We start from the raw sequence: 17,597 nt of genomic DNA, 5'->3' as shown, positions 1-17,597 counted from the left end.
AACGATAATTAAATTTTTGCTTTAGCAATGGCGATTATTTTTCTTTTTGCAAAGAAAAAGTGACGGCGTTTACCGCCCATTTGTCGCCATAAAACTGCACTTCTAATACCGGCTAATAATAATGCGCGGATTTTATTTTGAGTGAGCTGCTGCTTTAGTAACTCAGGTTTACCATAAACCTGTATACGGTGCCCAAGGGGGCTTAGCACCGTTGAGTATATATCCGCTAAACCGGCGACAACGCTCTCGTCGGTTATAGCAAAATGATCTAAACGTCGATGAATGTCATCAATACGTTTACCTAATTCGTTTAAGCTTTTGTCGTTTGCACTCAAGGCACGTTCTAGCTGCATTAAACCACCGACGTATTTTACAATTTCAACATCTTTTTGCGCGCCAGCACTTAGCTGTGCCAATAATGTTTTGTAGCCATCGCGTAGGTTATCTGTGCCTTGGTATACATCCTCTGGCGATGCCGGCGAGGTTTGAATAATACTCGAAAGTAGTATTTCTAAATCGTGTTCATTATTATTGCCGTACTGAGCAACTTTTTGAACTTGTTTAGCAACTTGGCACATGGCGGCAAGCGCCATGACTTGGTGTTGATTCATTATTTGATCACCGAATCAATAATACCACCACCTAAACACACATCTTCTGCGTAAAATACGGCAGATTGACCTGGAGTAACGGCTTTTTGTGGCTCGTCGAATAATACGCGTGCCATGCCGTCTTCGCCTACAAGTAGCGTACAGCTTAAGTCTTCTTGGCGGTAACGGGTTTTAACTGTGCAGCGAGTAGTGCCTTTAGGGCCAATACGGTCAACCCAGTGCAATTGGTTAGCATTAAGGCCATTACTGTATAGGCGAGGGTGATCTTTACCTTGGCCAACAATAAGTACATTTCGCTCAAGGTCTTTATCTACTACATACCATGGCTCGCCTGAGCCTTCTTTCATACCACCAATTAGCAAGCCTTTGCGTTGACCTAGGGTGTGATACATTAATCCTTCGTGCTCGCCTACATTGTTACCATCAGTGTCTTCGATAACACCAGGTTGGGCAGGTAAAAACTTTTGTAAAAAGTCTTTAAATTTGCGCTCACCAATAAAACATATACCTGTGCTGTCTTTTTTATCGTGAGTAATTAGGTCTTGCTCTTCAGCTATGCGGCGTACTTCTGGCTTAGCAATATCGCCAACAGGGAATAATGTTTGGCCAATATGTTCGTGGCTAAGCGTGTATAAAAAGTAGCTTTGATCTTTATTATCATCTAACCCGCGGCACATAACGTATTTGTCATCGCGTAGTTCGCGGCGTACATAGTGACCGGTGGCAATAAAGTCGGCGCCTAATGCTTGGGCCGCAAATTCTAAAAAGGCTTTAAATTTAATTTCTTTATTGCACATTATATCGGGGTTAGGTGTACGACCTGCTTTGTATTCTGCTAAAAAGTACTCAAATACGTTATCCCAATACTCAGCGGCAAAGTTAACTGTATGCAGTTCAATACCGAGTTTATCGCAAACTGCTTGCGCGTCTTTTAAATCATCAGCTGCGGCGCAATATTCATCATTGTCGTCTTCTTCCCAGTTCTTCATAAACAGGCCTTCTACCTGATAGCCTTGTTGCTTTAACAAATATGCAGATACAGAAGAATCAACACCGCCGGACATACCTACGATGACTTTAATGTGACTATTTTCGCTCATGAATAATTTCGCTTATACAGATTACTGTTATTAATAACATCTTGGAAAGGCTGCGATTATAGCATGTATTTAAGCAGCGCTTAAAGAGGCTTAGCCTTAATGCAGCGCTTTTGTAGTTATTTTTATAGCGTCAGCAAAACGTTTTTGCTATTTGCAGTAAGCAAAATAAATATAAATAGTAAATAAGTGTGAATATTAGCTGTGTAATAGTAGGGGAGTTATAGCTTTATATTGCTTTATAGTGTTATATTTAAGCGTAACTAAGGTTATTATTAATATACTCAATGGAATGAATATATGAACTATGCTTCTCACGTCAACAAAGTAAAATCTTTTATTTTAGATTACTCAAAAAAAACCGATATAAGTGAGTTGCTTAATAACCCGTTGAGTGAACTTAAAGAAACAGCTTATTATTTGTTTGATGAATTGATCACAATAACCCCCCCTATTTTTTTCCAAGAGCCACATCCTATTGTTGAGTTATTTAAATTAATTGAACAGTCGTTGACCCCTAATCTAAAAGTAGAAAAAGCATTATTAGAGCGTTTAGAAGCATGGTGGGTTGAATGGCATTTTGTAGCGACTATGAATGCCAAATTACTTAACGAACATAACGACCCACAACAAAAGTATTTAATTGCTCACACGCATCACCCTATGCGTAATCATGAGCTGAGCCATTATGCGAAATTATTTACAGTGCTTCCTATGCCTATTTGTAATGTGTGCGTTGAAACGGGTGATATATTAAAAGTTAACCAGCGTTATATTGATGTATTTGGTTTTACTATAAATGATACGCCCAATGTAGATATTTGGTGGGAAAAAGCCTACCCAGATATTGATAAAAGAAATGCTGCTCGGGCATTATGGAACGCATCGCTTGCACAAGCCGAAAGTAATAAAGGCGATATTCCTGCAAACGACTACCAAATAACCTGCAAAAATGGTGAGCAAGTCATTATGCAAGTATCGGGTATTAATATTGGTAATGAATTTTTGGTTGTTTTTAATGACGCCACTGAGCGGATTAAAGCACATGAGATTTTAAGCGAAATGGCGTTTTTAGATTCGTTAACCAAAATTGCCAATAGGCGCCGCTTTGATGAAAAAATTGTTGATGAATTTTCCCGTGTTAAATTAGCAAACTGTCAGCTTTCACTCATTATAATTGATATTGATAACTTCAAAAAATTTAACGACCGTCACGGGCATATTGCAGGCGATAAGTGCTTATACGCTGTGGCACAAAAACTTGCCGACACAGTGAGTCGTCCAGAGGATTTTGTTGCCCGTTATGGGGGCGAAGAGTTTGTTGTATTGCTACCACAAACAGATAAACAAGGGGCGCTATTTGTGGCTGAACAAATTCAAAAAGCAATTGAAATGTTGGCAATTGTGCATGAAGATAGCTTTACAGGGTATTTATCAGTAAGCATGGGAATTAATACTGTTAATCATCATCAGTGTGATGATCATTTAACATTTATTCAAGCTGCCGATGATGCTCTTTATTATGCAAAAAACCAAGGGCGTAATTGTATTGCGCTAAGCCCTGGCAAATAGCTTAAACGCTAATTTAAAGTTAATAATGGCTTATAAATTAGCGATTGTAAGTTGGTTTACATCAGTTAGGTATGCTCTATACCTGTCATGACTTTATACTCGCCGTTTTTAATGCCATCTAGGGTGTACTTACCAATACTATAGCGAATTAAACGCAAAGTAGGGTGCCCAATATGTGCTGTCATGCGTCTAACTTGGCGGTTACGCCCTTCACTTATTGTTATGCTGAGCCAAGTTGTAGGTATTAGTTTTCGCTCTCTTACTGGCGGGTTACGCGTCCATACTGTTGGCTCACTGATGATGCTCACTTTAGCGGGTAATGTAAGGCCATCTTTTAATTCTACGCCTGTGCATAGTGCAGCAATTGACTCTGAGCTCGGCTCACCTTCTACCTGAACCCAATAAGTTTTACTGGTTTTTTTACCCGGTGCGGTTAGGGTGTTTTGTAATTTACCGCAATTGGTGAGCAGTAATAAACCTTCACTGTCTCTGTCGAGTCTGCCTGCAGCGTAAACTTCTTTTATAGGAATAAATTCAGCAAGGGTTTTTCTGTTGGCATCATCAGTAAATTGGCACAAAACGTCGAAAGGCTTATTAAATAAGACTATTTTTATATCTTGTGCAGCTATTGCTGGTTTTATTTCTCTTTTTGAAGCGACGCTTTTTAGCGTGCTGCGAGAATAGGTTCTGCCAGTATTACGTTTGGGTTTAGCTGTGTACTCTTGCTTATTAGCTGACTTATTATTCATTATATGCACCTGGCAGGTTTTGGTAAGCCGGCAATTTTAGTCGCTTGTTTTGCCGGGCCTTTAGGAAATAATTTATATAAATATAGGCTATTACCTTTATCTTCACCGAGTGCTTTAGCCATGGCTTTTACCAGCATTCTAATAGCGGGGCTGGTGTTGTATTCTAGGTAAAAGTTGCGAACAAAGTTAATAACTTCCCAATGCTGCTCAGTTAAACTAATGTTTTCTTGCTGTGCAATAATGGGCGCTAATTCTTTTGACCATAAAGTATGGTCAAGTAAATAACCTTGTTTGTCTGTTTCAAGCTGTTGGTTGTTAATTTCAAGCATAAGTTACCAGGTAATAGATTGATTGGTTGATAAGCTAAGGGTTACAAATTCGTCATAGCTAATTACTTTATCGTTATTATTTAGCTTTATAGCGCGAGCACTCGCATCAGGCGCTAAAATAAACAATGATTCGGCAAATTGTCGATACTGCTTTGCTGCATAACAGGCATCGCCAACCAGAAGTACAATATCAGTTGCTTGAATTAGGTTTTCTAATCGATTGGCGCTGTAGTAGCTAAGTGGTTTAGAAAATATATGTAAGGTGCTCAAAGCATTAGTTTGTAGGTTACTCATAGGTTCACCACATGTTGCTGGGTTTTAATTAGCGCTTTTTGCTGATCAAAGTTTAGTGCTTGCACATCTAACAATAAATCATTTTTGTTTAAGCCATAATCGAGTAGTGACTTTTCGCAGACGTAAATATTTTCAACGTCATAAATTTCCAATGTTTTAATGTTTTTAAAAAAATCTTTTATACCAAGCATATTTGGTTGTTGTTGCTTTTTTAGTGCCAGTACAGCTGGGCCACTAAATAGCCAACTGATATTCTGATCGACAGCTGCAAATATGAGGGTCATGTCTAGGGCGTCGCGAATATGCAAGTCATCAAAAGGACTGCATTGGCTCATTACGAGTACGTTAATCATTTAAACTGTATCCATTTGTCGGCATCACTAGCAAGCATGGCAAATTCAGCAAGCCCAGCAACATTAAACACATTGGTGTGTTTAATGTCTAAACCACGTTTTTCAGCGGCGGTTACACATAACATTAAATTAATTTTTTGATCTGCTAATTGCTGCCATAACATCGGAATTTGTAGCTCATCAGTGGGAAGATCAAAGTGGTTTGAAGCATGATAAACCCCTTGCTGATATAAAAATATAGCGTCTATGGTGTGTCCTTGCGCTAAGCAAGCGTGCGCAAATTTAACTAAACGCTGCGTAGTATCGTGATCAGAGGGTGGAGTATGTAAAGACAAGACGAAACGCGACAAAATTATTCCAAAAAAAAGCCCCAATTAAGGGGCTATTTTAACAGAACTTTTTAATTAGTCATTATTTGCGCCAAGCAGAGCAAGTAATGAAGTAAATAAGTTATATACACTTAGGTAAAGTGACACAGTTGCGCGAATATAATTTGTTTCGCCACCGTTAATAATACGGCTGGTATCAAATAAAATTAAACCAGACATAATTAATACCACAGCAGCATTAAGTACCATAAACATCAGTGAACTACCGATGAAAATATTAACAATGCTTGCCACAATAACAACGATTAAACCAACCGTTAAAAAGCCACCCATAAATGAGAAGTCTTTTTTAGTGTTAAGTGCATAAGCCGATAAACCAAAAAATATCAGCGCGGTAGAGCCCAGCGCTTGCATAATTAGCATAGGGCCATTAGGCATTTCTGCATAGTGGTTAAGCATTGGGCCAAGGCCTGCGCCCATTAAGCCGGTAAAAGCAAATACCCAAAATACACCAGATGCAGTTTCTGCTTTTTTATTTACTACAAATAATAAGCCGAACGAGACAAGTGTGAACACTAATCCCATAAAGTATGGTAACTGTAGTGCCATTGAAATACCCGCTGTAACAGCGCTAAATGCGAGTGTCATAGCAAGTAATAGGTAGGTGTTTTTAAGCACCTTGTTTGTTTCAATGGTAGACATTACCGGTTTAGCGGTATTGTACGATTGATTAAACGCCATTGTAGAGCTCCTGTGGTTGAAACTGAGTAGTTCCGATAATTTAACTAAATTTAGATTAACAACTCTTATATGTTTGGGCAAACCTTTGTAGTTCAATAGAGTGAAATATTTAAATAAAAGTTCAATTACAATTAATACAGGCCACTTTTGCTTTAACTTTAAACAAATTAGTTGTTTTTTAATCACTTAAACAATTAATTTAAAATAAAGCTTCACAAACCTCTGCGCTTTCCCTATTATTCAGGCCGTGCGGAGAGATGGCAGAGTGGTCGAATGCACCGGTCTTGAAAACCGGCATGGGTTTATAGCCCATCTAGGGTTCAAATCCCTATCTCTCCACCACTTATTTAACAAATAAATGGTGTTATGGTTTTTAAAATCAATAGTAAGCATTTATTTAAAATAGTTAAAAATACACTCTTATTTTTAACTATAGCAGTATCGGAGAGATGGCAGAGTGGTCGAATGCACCGGTCTTGAAAACCGGCATGGGTTTATAGCCCATCTAGGGTTCAAATCCCTATCTCTCCACCATATAACAAAACAGCCCGCTTAATTAGCGGGCTTTTTTGTGCCTCATATAAAATAACGCGTTTGTTTTGTAAGTTTAAATTACGACCATAGTCTCTATTTATAAGCTACCTCGCTTAGGGCATGCTTATATTATTGAGGCTTATGTTTGTATATTTAAGGATTTTACGATGAAACATCAACTTGCAAAAAGTGTCGGGCTTTCATTACTCTCCCCAATCATTATTGGTGGTATGTTGGGTGTTTATTATGGCCTTGCTATGAGTGGCGACTTTTTATCAATATTTTTTCAATTATTGATGACGGCAATAGCAAACGCACATATTGTAGGGTTAACGATGGCCGCATTTGTAGTGCCAGGTTACTTACTTATGTTTAAGTACGCTAAAGTAAATTATTCAGGGGTTTTAACGCTTGGTTTATTAGGCGGCGCTATTTTTAGTTACTTACTTAGTGCTACTACGGGCGAGATATTTTTAATAAATAGTGTGATGTCTGGGTTTGCTGCAGGGCTGTTTTTGTTTGGGCTGCGTAAAACCGCAAAAAAATAATCGTAGCATTATTAAGCAAGCATGCTGATAAAGCGTGCATTTTCCTTTTTTTTAGCCGCAAAAGGTTTCAATTTTTCACGACAAAGAGTACCTTTAGCTACTGTATGTTTAATAAGAAGTAGTTTGGTATGCAAAAGCACGATTTTTACCAGTCATTAGTTAAGCAAACGCAATCGCTGATAGGCGGTGAATCGAATGTAATTGCTAATATGGCAAATATAAGCGCGCTGTTATTTACTTCATTAGATGATGTAAATTGGGCGGGCTTTTATTTTATGGATTCACCTACCGAATTAGTGCTTGGTCCGTTTCAAGGTAACCCAGCTTGCATTCGAATTCCGGTAGGAAAGGGTGTATGTGGAACCGCCGCTGCAACCGGACAAACACAATTAATAGAAGATGTTCACGCTTTTGATGGGCATATAGCCTGTGATGCAGCGTCAAATTCTGAAGTAGTTGTACCTATTATGAAAGCTGGTAAAGTATTTGCTGTACTTGATATAGATAGCCCAAGTATTAGCCGATTTGATACTGACGATCAAGCGGGTCTTGAAGCATTAGTAAAATGCTTAGAGGCAAGCCTATAATGAAAGACTTGCTAAATGTTCAAGACTACCTTTTTGCCGTACAAGATGTGGGCGATTGGGAAGGCGATGAAGAACATGTAGCGGAAACGCTCAATGATTTGATTCATATTGCTTGGGATCGTCTACCAGACGAAGCCGAGTGTGAATTTATCGATGAAACAATTAATGGTATTTGGGAACACCTTCGTGGTGATATGGCTGTAATTGAGGCCGACTTCGAAGAATTGGTCGACTGGGTAATACACTATGTTGATTCGTCCCTTGATGAAAAGATGTGAAAAATAGGTTCTAAAATGGAAACCACAAACAAGCTAAAAGATATGAACGAAGTGTTGGAATTTTTATATCAAGAATTCCCGCAGTGTTTTAAACAAAAAGACGGTATCAAACCGCTTAAAGTCGGTATTTTTAAAGATATTGCTGAGCGTATTGAAGGGTCTGAAAAAGTAAGCAAGACTCAAGTGCGCCAAGCGCTTAGAAAATACACGTCTAACTGGCGTTATTTAGAAGCTGTGACTAAGTCAGAGTTTCGTATTGATCTTGATGGTAATCAAGCTGAAAAAGTTGAGCAAGAGCATATCGACCATGCACAAAAAGCATTGGAAGAAAGCCGCGCGAAAATGGCTAAACGCAAAAAGCAGCAACGTCCGCGTCCAGATGCAGATGCAAAATCTTTCAAAAAGAAACCTGCTCATGCCGCTAAAAATGCTACTTCAGCAGATAAAACAGCTAAAGCCGCACCGGTTAAGCGTTCAGGAAAAATTGAACCTTTACCAGCAAGTGAGGTCAAGGTTAATAATAAGGTTAAGGTTAAACTTGGCCAAGCACTTGTTAATGCAATAATCACTGAAGTGAACAAAGACGACGTTCATGTTGAATTAGTGACTGGTATGCAAGTTAAAACCAAAGCTGACAGCTTATACATTATTTAAGCTGAAAATAAATTAAGGAGTTGTGTATGAGTAAAAAGTTTACGCTCATTCCGTTAGTTGCTGCCCTGTTTTCAGGTTCATTATTTGCTGCCGTTGAAGCCGTTACGTTAAAAGACTTACCGTTGCTCAAGCAAGAAAGTCAACATGCTACAGCCAGCAAACGAGTGGTTAACTTATTTACTCGTTCACACTATACACCGGTTCGATTTAACGATGAGCTTTCAAGTAAAGTGTACGATCGTTATATCGAATCCCTTGATTTTAATAAAAGTGTATTCTTAGCCAGCGATATTGCGTCATTCGAGCAATATCGTAATGGCTTTGATAACGCATTGGTAACCGGCAAGTTAGGCTTTACGTTTGATATTTTTAACCTAAGCCTTAAACGTCGCTTTGAGCGTTATGATTACTCGCTTTCATTACTTGAAAATGAGATGACGTTTGATAAACAAGATGAATACTTTTTTGATCGAGAAGATGCTGATTGGGTAACTACCCAAGACGAACTTGATGAAATATGGCGTGAGCGCGTTAAATATGACGCACTGCGCTTAAAAATGACCGGTAAAGATTGGGAAGGTATAAAAGATGTACTTGTAAAGCGCTATAAAAATGCACAAAAGCGTTTAGTACAATCAAAATCCGAAGATGCCTTTCAAATAGTAATGAATTCGCTTGCACGCAGTATAGAGGCGCATACCTCTTATTTATCGCCGCGCCGTGCAGAGCAATTTAAAATGGATATGGACCTAGAGCTTGAAGGCATAGGTGCAGTATTAAGCCCAGACGAAGACTATACCGTTATTCGCAGTTTAGTACCGGGTGGTCCTGCCGATAAATCACAACAAATTAAAGCCGATGACCGCATTATTGGCGTTGCCCAAGACGGTAAAGAGTTTGTTGATGTGATAGGTTGGCGCTTAGATGACGTGGTTGATTTAATTAAAGGCCCTAAAGGTACAAAAGTACGTTTACAGTATCTAAAAGGCGCTGATGCGCACGGTACGCCTAAAATAGTTGAAATAACCCGAGATAAAATACGCCTAGAAGACAGAGCAGCCAAATCTGAAGTGTTTGAAGCACAGTATTCCGATTTAACCAGTAAAATAGGCGTTATTGAAATACCTGGCTTTTATAATAACTTGTCGCAAGATGTAAAAGTTGAACTAGCTAAACTAAAAGAAGCTAAAGTAGACGGTGTTATTATAGATTTACGTCAAAATGGTGGTGGTTCTTTATACGAGGCAACACAGCTTTCTGGATTGTTTTTCGATCAAGGTCCTGTGGTACAAATTCACACTCTTAATAATCGTATTGAAGAGCAGAAAGACCGCGATGGTATTACGTACTACGATGGCCCGTTAACTGTTCTAGTAGACAGATACAGTGCATCTGCTTCTGAAATTTTTGCAGCAGCGATACAAGATTATGGTCGCGGTATTGTGATTGGCGAGCAAACCTTTGGTAAAGGCACTGTACAACAGCACAAAGGCTTAGGGCGAGCGTACGACCTGTACGACAACGAGCTTGGCAGTGTGCAGTATACAATTGCTAAGTTTTACCGCATAAATGGTGGTAGCACACAACACAAAGGCGTTATTCCTGATATTTCGTTTCCATCTGCAATTGATCCCGCAGAGTGGGGAGAAAGCAAACAAGATAATGCACTGCCGTGGGATAGCATAGTACGCGCTAGATACCAAGAAATGGGTGACTTAAAACCGATTATTACGTATTTAGATAAGCAACATGCGCAGCGTATTCAGTCAGAGCCAGAGTTTAATTATGTATTTGAAGACATTACTCGCTACAACGAAGAGAAAGACCGCAAAACTATTTCGTTAGTAGAAGCTCAGCGTATTAAAGAAAAAGATGAAAATGAAGCACGCGCTTTAGTGCGTACTAATGAGCGTTTAGCGCGTTTAGGTGAAAAACCAATCGAAAACCTAGATGATGTGCCGGAAGTAATTGAAAAGCTGGATCCATTTTTAGAGGAAGCAGCCCTGATCACTCAAGACTATATTAAATACGGGCGTATAGCCAAAAAGTAATAATTGGTTTACCTCTATAAAAAAAGGCGCAATTGCGCCTTTTTTGCTACCCATAATTTACAAGATTGTTATAATCGCTGATTACACAAAGTTGAGCTAGATCAATGTTGCTCGATTAATGCGCTGTATGTGCTAAGAAGAATAATTAACATGCATTAGATGTGTGTAGGAGTCTTTATCTTGAAGTCATTAGAAGAAAAACCAATAAAACCCGCCTCGTTTTTTGATGCACTCATTCCAATCTCAGTTCTCATTTGTTTACTTGGTGCGGCTGTTTATCTATTTGGTGATAATTCCTCTTCTGGGCCAAATCAAATAGCTTTGTTATTTGCTACTTTTGCAGCAGCATTAATAGGTCTAAAAAATGGCTACAATTGGAAAAAACTAGAAGATGCGATGATTGAAGGGATCACCTTGTCGTTAGGTGCTATCTTAATTTTACTTATGGTAGGTGCGTTAATAGGCACTTGGTTGCTTTCGGGCACAGTACCTACGCTAATTTACTATGGCTTACAGGTTATTAATCCGAGTTGGTTTTATGCAGCTAGTTGTTTAATTTGTGGCATTGTAGCAATGAGCATTGGTAGTTCGTGGACCACAGCGGCTACAATAGGTGTGGCTTTATTAGGCGTTGCTACAGGCTTAGGGTTAGAGCAAACAGTAACGGCTGGTGCGGTTATATCGGGCGCGTATTTTGGCGATAAGCTTAGTCCACTATCAGAGACTACTAATTTAGCGCCTGCGGTTGTGGGGGCAGATTTATTTGAACATATTCAGCATATGCTATGGACTACAGTACCGAGCTTTGTAATTGCCTTAATAATCTTTATATTTATGGGGTTTAACGCGACTGCATCGAGTGAAGCAGGGCGTATTGATGAAATTACTGCTATTTTGCAGCAAAACTTTAATATTGGTTTAGAAATGCTAGTGCCTTTAATTGTACTTTTGGTACTTGCGATACGCAAAATGCCAGCGTTTCCTGCTATATCGATAGGCGCGGTACTTGGCGCTGTGTGGGCTGTGTTGTTTCAATCTGATTTAATTGCCAGCCAAATAGACATAAGCCAAGGCCAGCTAATAGGCTACTTTAAATTAATTTGGACCACTTTTTTTGATGGTTTTAGTATTAGTACCCAAGACGACAATATGGATGCGCTCCTCAGTGGTGGTGGTATGTCAGGTATGCTTACAACAACCTGGCTAATTATGACGGCACTGATGTTTGGCGCTATTATGGAAAAAACGGGACTGTTAGATGTGTTTGTTAAGAGTATTCTTAAAATCGCAAAAAGCACAGGGTCGTTAATCACTGCAACTATAGCGACTTGTATTGGTACAAACGTCATTGCAGCGGATCAATATATTGCTATTGTGGTACCGGGGCGGATGTTTAAAGAAGAATACGCAAACCGTGGTTTAAAGCCGGTTAATTTATCGCGTACCTTAGAAGATGGCGGCACAATTACTAGCCCGCTGATCCCATGGAATACCTGTGGTGCATATATGCAAAGCGTGTTACTGATCAATCCATTTGACTATGCACTGTATGCTTTCTTTAATTTAATTAACCCTGTCTTGGCAATTATTTACGCTTATTTAGGTATTAAAATATTACGTATTAAACCAAAACAGACAGCTTAATTTAAACAGCCTCTTTTAAACATAAAAGAGGCTGTTTTTGGAGTATTTATGACTGCCGCACAAAAACCGCAAACACAATATTTAAAAGACTACCAAGCGCCAAACTTTTTAATTAATCACACCGAGCTTAACTTTGATTTACAGCCGTTAACAACAAGAGTCACTGCGCTACTTACATTGAGCCGCGTGGGCGCTAAAACGGCACCTTTAGTACTCGATGGCATTGATTTACGCTTAGTGTCGCTTTCAATAGATACTCATGATATTAGCGATTATAAAATAGTGGGTGAGCAACTCATTATTAATAACCTACCAGATCACTGCCAACTTAGTATAGTGACCGAAATTTCTCCGCAAACAAATACTTCTTTAGAAGGACTTTATTTATCGGGTGGGGCTTATTGTACTCAGTGTGAAGCGCAGGGTTTTAGAAAAATAACTTACTATATGGACCGTCCAGATGTTTTATCAACATTCGATGTAACCATAATAGCAGACAAAAAATACCCGCAGTTACTCTCTAATGGCAACATGGTAGATAGCGGTGAAACGCAAGACGGTCGTCATTTTGCTAAGTGGCAAGATCCGTTTAAGAAGCCAAGTTACTTATTTGCTTTAGTGGCGGGTGACTTTGATGTGTTAAATGATAGCTATACTACAAAAAGTGGTAAGAATGTTGATTTAGCCTTATTTGTAGATAAAGGTAACTTGTCAAAAACACCACATGCAATGAGCTCACTTAAAAAAGCGATGCAGTGGGATGAGACACGCTTTAATTTAGAGTATGACCTTGATATTTATATGATTGTTGCCGTTGATTTTTTCAACATGGGAGCGATGGAAAATAAAGGGCTTAATATTTTTAATAGTAAGTGTGTTTTGGCAAATCAAGAAACCGCTACCGATAAAGACTATCACACCATTGAATCTATTGTTGGGCATGAATACTTTCATAACTGGACCGGCAACCGCGTAACCTGCAGAGATTGGTTTCAGTTATCGTTAAAAGAAGGTTTAACAGTATTTAGAGATCAAGAATTTAGCAGTGATTTGGGCTCGCGAGCGCTAAACCGTATTGATGCCGTTAAAGTAATGCGTACTCACCAGTTTAGTGAAGATGCAGGGCCTATGGCGCATCCTATTCGTCCAGAAAAAGTAATTGAAATGAATAACTTTTACACTGTGACTGTATACGACAAAGGTGCTGAAGTTATACGTATGATGCACACCTTGCTTGGTGAAACTAACTTTCAAAAGGGCATGACACTTTACTTTGAACGCCACGATGGCCAAGCGGTTACCTGTGACGATTTTGTAAGTGCTATGAGTGATGCATCTAATATTAACTTAGAGCAATTTAAACGCTGGTATAGCCAATCGGGTACTCCTCGTTTAAATGTACAACAAAGTTACCATAGCGAGACGCAAACGTTTAGCCTTACCATTGAGCAGGCTGCGCCAATTAATCAGCCACAAAACGATACTTTGCATATTCCTTTTGCAATTGAGCTGTTAGATAGCAAGGGGAAAAGTGTACCGTTACAATATAAAGGTCAGAGCGTTGATCATGTGCTTGATGTAACTAAAGCAACGCAAACATTTAATTTTGATCAGCTAGCAGAGCAACCTGTTGCCGTTTTATTGGAAGACTTTTCAGCCCCGTGTATATTAAAGCAGCACAGTAACGATCAAGACCTATTGCACATAATGCGCTTTGCGCGTAGCGATTTTTCGCGTTGGGATGCACAGCAACAGCTATTTATTAATGCGGTTAAGCGTGGTATTGCAAGCAAAAAACCTGAACCATTAAGTAATGAAATAATAGCAGCATTACAGGTATTAATAGCCAGTAGAGCAGGTGACTTGGCATTACTTGCTGAACTGTTAAAACTCCCTAGCTTTGATACCTTAGCAGCTGAGTTTGAGACGATCCCAGTTGATGCCATTCTTACTATTACACAGCAGTTTGAACAGCAAATAGCTGATACCCTTGAACAAGAATTTATTAATTGTTACCAAGCACTTGAAGACGATGGCAGTGTTAATGCGGCTGCTGTGGCAATACGTTCATTAAAACAACAATGTTTGTATTACCTAGCAAAAACAGACAGTTTACCAGCGGCTGAATTTATAAAAGAAGCTGCAAGCTCAACTAATATGACCAATGTGCTCGGTGCGCTCAGTGGTGCTATAAAAGCGTCGCATACATTAAGTGACACCTTGCTTGCACATTTTGATAGCCAATGGCGACACGACGTATTAGTAATGGACAAATGGTTTGCACTGCAAGCCATGCAGTCGGGTGATGATGCAATTGACAATATTAAAGCACTGTATGAACATCCTTGTTTTGACTTTTCAAATCCTAACCGAGTGCGTGCTTTAATTGGCAGTTTTAGCCACTTTAATACCGCGCAATTTCATCGCCTAGATGGTAAAGGTTATGCTTTGCTTGGTGATTTACTCATTAAGCTCAATACTATTAATCCGCAAAATGCATCACGCATGTTAACGCCTTTTATGTCGTGGAAACGTTACGATAAAGTACGTTCTGCAGCAATGAAAACACAACTGCAGCGTTTAGCTGATTTAGATACGCTGAGCGACGATTTATTTGAGAAGGTTGAAAAAGCCTTAAATTAAATCATGATTGAATATTATTTTAGATTAAATTTGAGCTACAACGAATGCATGGATTACTACCATGGACGTTATAGCTCAGTACAAGTTGTAGATGACAGCGGTAAAACCATTCGATTTGCCGCAAACTACCTGCGCCCCTACATTTCTAGTTTAGGGGTGCGAGGTAGGTTTAGATTGATACTTACCCCCGAAAATAAGTTTATCCGCCTCGAACGAGTAGCCTAAGCGCTTGTATTTATGTTATAGATATACATAAATATTGCCTTTTTGTTAATTTCGATTTGTCCTATTGTTAATTTGCGTGTATAAATTACTGGTATGACGTCTTACCATTGCGTAAACGTCAGTGAATAAAAAAAGATTATGACTGATTGAAGGCGACTGTTTGTAATTTGTTTAATTCGCTTCTATCGTTACGATTACACTAAAAACAATAACTTGATCACACAAAATGACCCGCGACAGGGGGGAAACCAAAATGATAAGAAGATCGCTTTTTGTTAAAAATAAAATCGCTATAGGTTTAGCAGCCGCAAGCTTAGGGTTATCTGCAATGACTGCACAAGCGGCAGTTTTTGAAGCCGGAGGTTTTGATATAACTTTCGACTCCACTTTTTCTTATGGACAAAGTATTCGTGTAGAAGACCGAGACTTTGGCTTAATAGGTAAAAGTAACAACCCTTCATTCGATTGGACGGGTTATAACCCAGCCTTAAACAATACCGTTTACTCATCGCAAGATGTGTGGGCGCAACCAGGATCATATTCAAACAATGGTGATGCAGGCGATTTAAACTTTGATAGTGGTGATTCGTTTTCAAAACTATTAAAGGGCACCCATGATCTATCTATCAGTAAAGATAATTATGGTTTGTTTACTCGATTTATGTATTTTTATGACTTTGAGTTAATGGATGGCGATCGTGCTTATGTAAACCCTACCTCAGGCCAAGGCGTCGATCCATGTGATGACAAAGATACAAAAGCACAAAGCTGTGCTGACATCCGTTTATTAGATGCGTATGTATGGGCAAGCTTTGATTTAAATGAAGGAAAAAACCCACTATCAATTCGCGTTGGTCAACAAGTAATAAATTGGGGTGAAAGTACATTAATATCGCATGGTATTAACGTTAACCCAGTTGACATAGACCGTTTAAAAGCGCCTGGTGCAGAGCTTAAAGAAGCCTTTATACCTGTTGGTATGTTATGGGCGTCGTTAGGTATTACTGATAACGTAACCTTAGAGGGTTTTTATCAATACCAATGGCAAGAAACACGCTTACCAGCAACGGGAACGTATTTTTCTACCAATGACTTTGCATCTGAAAATGGTTATCAGCAAAATGTGCAGTTAGGTTTTACTTCAAATCCTGATATTGATTTAGCATTTTTAACCGACAGTTTAAATAATTTAACCTCTGACTTTGCCCTAGCAGCCTCACTCAAAGGCGTTGATCCTTCAAGTGCTCAAGGCAAAGCGCTACTGGCCGAAATGTATTTAGCCTATCCAACTAAGGTAGCACTAAAAGGTAAAGGCGATGAAGGTAAAGTAGAGCCGGATGACGGCGGCCAATACGGTTTACGTTTAGGCGTGTTTTTACCTGAATTTAATGACACGGAAGTGGCATTTTATCATGTGAATTATCATAGCCGTCGCCCGTTAGTATCTGGTCGAGTGTCTAATTTCACTCAAGCTTCACTTGCCCAAGATTTAGCAATGATTACAACGACCGAAATCACTGAAGATAATATTCATAATTTAAGAGCTTTCTCTTTAGCAAAAAATGAATACCCAGAAGACATTAAACTCTATGGTTTGAGCTTCAACACATCTTTAGGTGAAACTGCGTTTGCCGGTGAGTTTACTTTTCGCGAAGATGAACCACTACAAATTGATGACGTAGAGCTACTTTACGCTGCAATGCCAGAGCAATTAGCAGTGGCAGGTTTACGCCCTGAATTTGCAGGTATTTCACAAATGAGCCAAGGCAATGCAGTTAGTGTTGTTGGCCCAGGCGAGCTAGCAAAAGGTTATATAGAGCGTAATACCAGTCAATTACAATTTACCGCGACGCATTTATTTGGCCCATCTTTGGGTGCAGATAGCTGGGCTGTGGTAGGTGAGGTTGGTGGCGTGCGTATTCATAGTATGCCGGAGTACGATGAAATGCGTTTAAACGTTTCTGGTACTGGGCGTAGTGGCGTTATGACCGGCCCGGGCAGTTCTGATTATTCTGCGCTACATATGGCGTTATCAAATGGAGCAGAGCAAAAACAATTTGCTACGGCTACATCGTGGGGTTATCGCTTAATTGCTAAAGGTGATTATTATAACCTGTATAACGGTATTAACTTTTCGCCACGTTTTGTATTTTCTCATGACGTAAATGGTAGCACGCCAGATCCTATGTTTTTGTTTATAGAGGATCGTAAATCGTTAGGTGCAACCATGAACTTTAACTATCAAAATGCGTGGTCATTAGATGTTAGCTACAACTCATTTTGGGGTGGCGGCGACATTAATACCTTCTCTGATCGCGATTACATTTCATTTAACTTAAAATATTCTATTTAGGGGTA

18 protein-coding genes and 2 tRNA genes are annotated in these 17,597 nt (G+C 39.2%); 12 read left to right on the top strand and 8 right to left on the bottom strand.

Annotated elements, in window-relative coordinates; genetic code table 11:
• Nucleotides 1–8 precede the first annotated feature (8 nt).
• Entirely contained in the window at nucleotides 9–611 is a 603-nt protein-coding gene (gene hflD, locus I6F41_RS07085) for a high frequency lysogenization protein HflD (protein WP_011328369.1), read from the bottom strand.
• Nucleotides 611–1,711, bottom strand: coding sequence for a tRNA 2-thiouridine(34) synthase MnmA (gene mnmA, locus I6F41_RS07080; protein WP_011328368.1), 1,101 nt, complete (start codon nucleotides 1,709–1,711; stop codon nucleotides 611–613). Before mnmA ends, hflD begins: the two co-directional genes overlap by 1 nt.
• A 297-nt stretch (nucleotides 1,712–2,008) precedes the next feature.
• Here mnmA and I6F41_RS07075 point away from each other — a divergent pair, with 297 nt between their 5' ends.
• Nucleotides 2,009–3,280, top strand: coding sequence for a sensor domain-containing diguanylate cyclase (locus I6F41_RS07075; protein ID WP_197107987.1), 1,272 nt, complete (start codon nucleotides 2,009–2,011; stop codon nucleotides 3,278–3,280).
• 65 nt (nucleotides 3,281–3,345) lie between these two features.
• Here the strand turns inward: I6F41_RS07075 and I6F41_RS07070 are convergent, their stop codons facing one another.
• From I6F41_RS07070 to I6F41_RS07045, 6 genes are read right to left on the bottom strand one after another with little or no spacing between them, the layout of a single operon-like run.
• Nucleotides 3,346–4,029, bottom strand: a complete 684-nt coding sequence (locus I6F41_RS07070) for a pseudouridine synthase (RefSeq protein WP_011328366.1) — start codon at nucleotides 4,027–4,029, stop codon at nucleotides 3,346–3,348.
• Nucleotides 4,029–4,358 (bottom strand): TusE/DsrC/DsvC family sulfur relay protein, encoded by a 330-nt coding sequence (locus I6F41_RS07065; protein ID WP_011328365.1) that lies wholly within the window; start codon nucleotides 4,356–4,358, stop codon nucleotides 4,029–4,031. Before I6F41_RS07065 ends, I6F41_RS07070 begins: the two co-directional genes overlap by 1 nt.
• 3 nt (nucleotides 4,359–4,361) lie before the next feature.
• Entirely contained in the window at nucleotides 4,362–4,628 is a 267-nt protein-coding gene (gene tusB, locus I6F41_RS07060) for a sulfurtransferase complex subunit TusB (RefSeq protein WP_041454715.1), read from the bottom strand.
• 20 nt (nucleotides 4,629–4,648) lie between these two features.
• Entirely contained in the window at nucleotides 4,649–5,005 is a 357-nt protein-coding gene (gene tusC, locus I6F41_RS07055; RefSeq protein ID WP_041454449.1) for a sulfurtransferase complex subunit TusC, read from the bottom strand.
• On the bottom strand, nucleotides 5,002–5,355 hold the full coding sequence (tusD, locus tag I6F41_RS07050) for a sulfurtransferase complex subunit TusD (RefSeq protein WP_011328362.1): 354 nt from the start codon (nucleotides 5,353–5,355) through the stop codon (nucleotides 5,002–5,004). The genes tusC and tusD overlap by 4 nt, the downstream gene beginning before the upstream one ends.
• Before the next feature lie 54 nt (nucleotides 5,356–5,409).
• Complete coding sequence (locus I6F41_RS07045) at nucleotides 5,410–6,075, bottom strand: Bax inhibitor-1/YccA family protein (protein WP_041454448.1); 666 nt, start codon at nucleotides 6,073–6,075, stop codon at nucleotides 5,410–5,412.
• Nucleotides 6,076–6,326: 251 nt separating this feature from the next.
• Here I6F41_RS07045 and I6F41_RS07040 point away from each other — a divergent pair.
• The 11 genes from I6F41_RS07040 to I6F41_RS06990 all read left to right on the top strand — a co-directional run bounded on the left by I6F41_RS07040 (nucleotide 6,327) and on the right by I6F41_RS06990 (nucleotide 17,592).
• A tRNA-Ser gene (locus tag I6F41_RS07040) sits at nucleotides 6,327–6,417 on the top strand.
• A 101-nt stretch (nucleotides 6,418–6,518) separates the two neighbouring features.
• A tRNA-Ser gene (locus I6F41_RS07035) sits at nucleotides 6,519–6,609 on the top strand.
• Nucleotides 6,610–6,776: 167 nt separating this feature from the next.
• The gene (locus I6F41_RS07030) at nucleotides 6,777–7,157 is read left to right on the top strand and encodes a hypothetical protein (protein ID WP_011328360.1); all 381 of its coding nucleotides are present in this window, start codon (nucleotides 6,777–6,779) and stop codon (nucleotides 7,155–7,157) included.
• Nucleotides 7,158–7,285: 128 nt separating this feature from the next.
• The gene (locus I6F41_RS07025; RefSeq protein WP_011328359.1) at nucleotides 7,286–7,744 is read left to right on the top strand and encodes a GAF domain-containing protein; all 459 of its coding nucleotides are present in this window, start codon (nucleotides 7,286–7,288) and stop codon (nucleotides 7,742–7,744) included.
• The gene (locus tag I6F41_RS07020; RefSeq protein ID WP_011328358.1) at nucleotides 7,744–8,022 is read left to right on the top strand and encodes a hypothetical protein; all 279 of its coding nucleotides are present in this window, start codon (nucleotides 7,744–7,746) and stop codon (nucleotides 8,020–8,022) included. The genes I6F41_RS07025 and I6F41_RS07020 overlap by 1 nt, the downstream gene beginning before the upstream one ends.
• Before the next feature lie 15 nt (nucleotides 8,023–8,037).
• Nucleotides 8,038–8,676, top strand: a complete 639-nt coding sequence (proQ, locus tag I6F41_RS07015) for an RNA chaperone ProQ (RefSeq protein WP_086998613.1) — start codon at nucleotides 8,038–8,040, stop codon at nucleotides 8,674–8,676.
• A 26-nt stretch (nucleotides 8,677–8,702) separates the two neighbouring features.
• Nucleotides 8,703–10,727: a carboxy terminal-processing peptidase gene (prc, locus tag I6F41_RS07010; RefSeq protein WP_011328356.1), complete on the top strand. Its 2,025-nt coding sequence runs from the start codon at nucleotides 8,703–8,705 to the stop codon at nucleotides 10,725–10,727.
• Nucleotides 10,728–10,886: 159 nt separating this feature from the next.
• A complete protein-coding gene (gene nhaC / locus I6F41_RS07005; RefSeq protein ID WP_011328355.1) occupies nucleotides 10,887–12,371 on the top strand; it encodes a Na+/H+ antiporter NhaC in 1,485 nt (494 codons plus the stop codon).
• 48 nt (nucleotides 12,372–12,419) lie between these two features.
• Entirely contained in the window at nucleotides 12,420–15,014 is a 2,595-nt protein-coding gene (pepN, locus tag I6F41_RS07000) for an aminopeptidase N (protein WP_182683464.1), read from the top strand.
• Between the two features lie 3 nt (nucleotides 15,015–15,017).
• Nucleotides 15,018–15,239, top strand: coding sequence for a DUF2835 domain-containing protein (locus I6F41_RS06995; RefSeq protein WP_086998601.1), 222 nt, complete (start codon nucleotides 15,018–15,020; stop codon nucleotides 15,237–15,239).
• 253 nt (nucleotides 15,240–15,492) lie between these two features.
• Nucleotides 15,493–17,592: a DUF1302 domain-containing protein gene (locus I6F41_RS06990; RefSeq protein WP_182683465.1), complete on the top strand. Its 2,100-nt coding sequence runs from the start codon at nucleotides 15,493–15,495 to the stop codon at nucleotides 17,590–17,592.
• Nucleotides 17,593–17,597: the final 5 nt, after the last annotated feature.

Origin of the sequence: Pseudoalteromonas sp. SCQQ13, from assembly GCF_015864415.1 — a bacterium.
Taxonomy (GTDB): Bacteria; Pseudomonadota; Gammaproteobacteria; order Enterobacterales; family Alteromonadaceae; genus Pseudoalteromonas; species Pseudoalteromonas nigrifaciens.
Note: the sequence above shows the minus strand (reverse complement) of the source record. Positions and strands in the feature narration are given on the sequence as shown.

Bases quoted from the DNA above. Each gene is read 5' to 3' on its own strand.
- hflD (WP_011328369.1), bottom strand. From the start codon at position 611: ATGAATCAACACCAAGTCATGGCGCTTGCCGCCATGTGCCAAGTTGCT.
- mnmA (WP_011328368.1), bottom strand. From the start codon at position 1,711: ATGAGCGAAAATAGTCACATTAAAGTCATCGTAGGTATGTCCGGCGGT.
- I6F41_RS07075 (WP_197107987.1), top strand. From the start codon at position 2,009: ATGAACTATGCTTCTCACGTCAACAAAGTAAAATCTTTTATTTTAGAT.
- I6F41_RS07070 (WP_011328366.1), bottom strand. From the start codon at position 4,029: ATGAATAATAAGTCAGCTAATAAGCAAGAGTACACAGCTAAACCCAAA.
- I6F41_RS07065 (WP_011328365.1), bottom strand. From the start codon at position 4,358: ATGCTTGAAATTAACAACCAACAGCTTGAAACAGACAAACAAGGTTAT.
- tusC (WP_041454449.1), bottom strand. From the start codon at position 5,005: ATGATTAACGTACTCGTAATGAGCCAATGCAGTCCTTTTGATGACTTG.
- I6F41_RS07045 (WP_041454448.1), bottom strand. From the start codon at position 6,075: ATGGCGTTTAATCAATCGTACAATACCGCTAAACCGGTAATGTCTACC.
- I6F41_RS07030 (WP_011328360.1), top strand. From the start codon at position 6,777: ATGAAACATCAACTTGCAAAAAGTGTCGGGCTTTCATTACTCTCCCCA.
- I6F41_RS07025 (WP_011328359.1), top strand. From the start codon at position 7,286: ATGCAAAAGCACGATTTTTACCAGTCATTAGTTAAGCAAACGCAATCG.
- I6F41_RS07020 (WP_011328358.1), top strand. From the start codon at position 7,744: ATGAAAGACTTGCTAAATGTTCAAGACTACCTTTTTGCCGTACAAGAT.
- proQ (WP_086998613.1), top strand. From the start codon at position 8,038: ATGGAAACCACAAACAAGCTAAAAGATATGAACGAAGTGTTGGAATTT.
- prc (WP_011328356.1), top strand. From the start codon at position 8,703: ATGAGTAAAAAGTTTACGCTCATTCCGTTAGTTGCTGCCCTGTTTTCA.
- nhaC (WP_011328355.1), top strand. From the start codon at position 10,887: ATGTGTGTAGGAGTCTTTATCTTGAAGTCATTAGAAGAAAAACCAATA.
- pepN (WP_182683464.1), top strand. From the start codon at position 12,420: ATGACTGCCGCACAAAAACCGCAAACACAATATTTAAAAGACTACCAA.
- I6F41_RS06995 (WP_086998601.1), top strand. From the start codon at position 15,018: ATGATTGAATATTATTTTAGATTAAATTTGAGCTACAACGAATGCATG.
- I6F41_RS06990 (WP_182683465.1), top strand. From the start codon at position 15,493: ATGATAAGAAGATCGCTTTTTGTTAAAAATAAAATCGCTATAGGTTTA.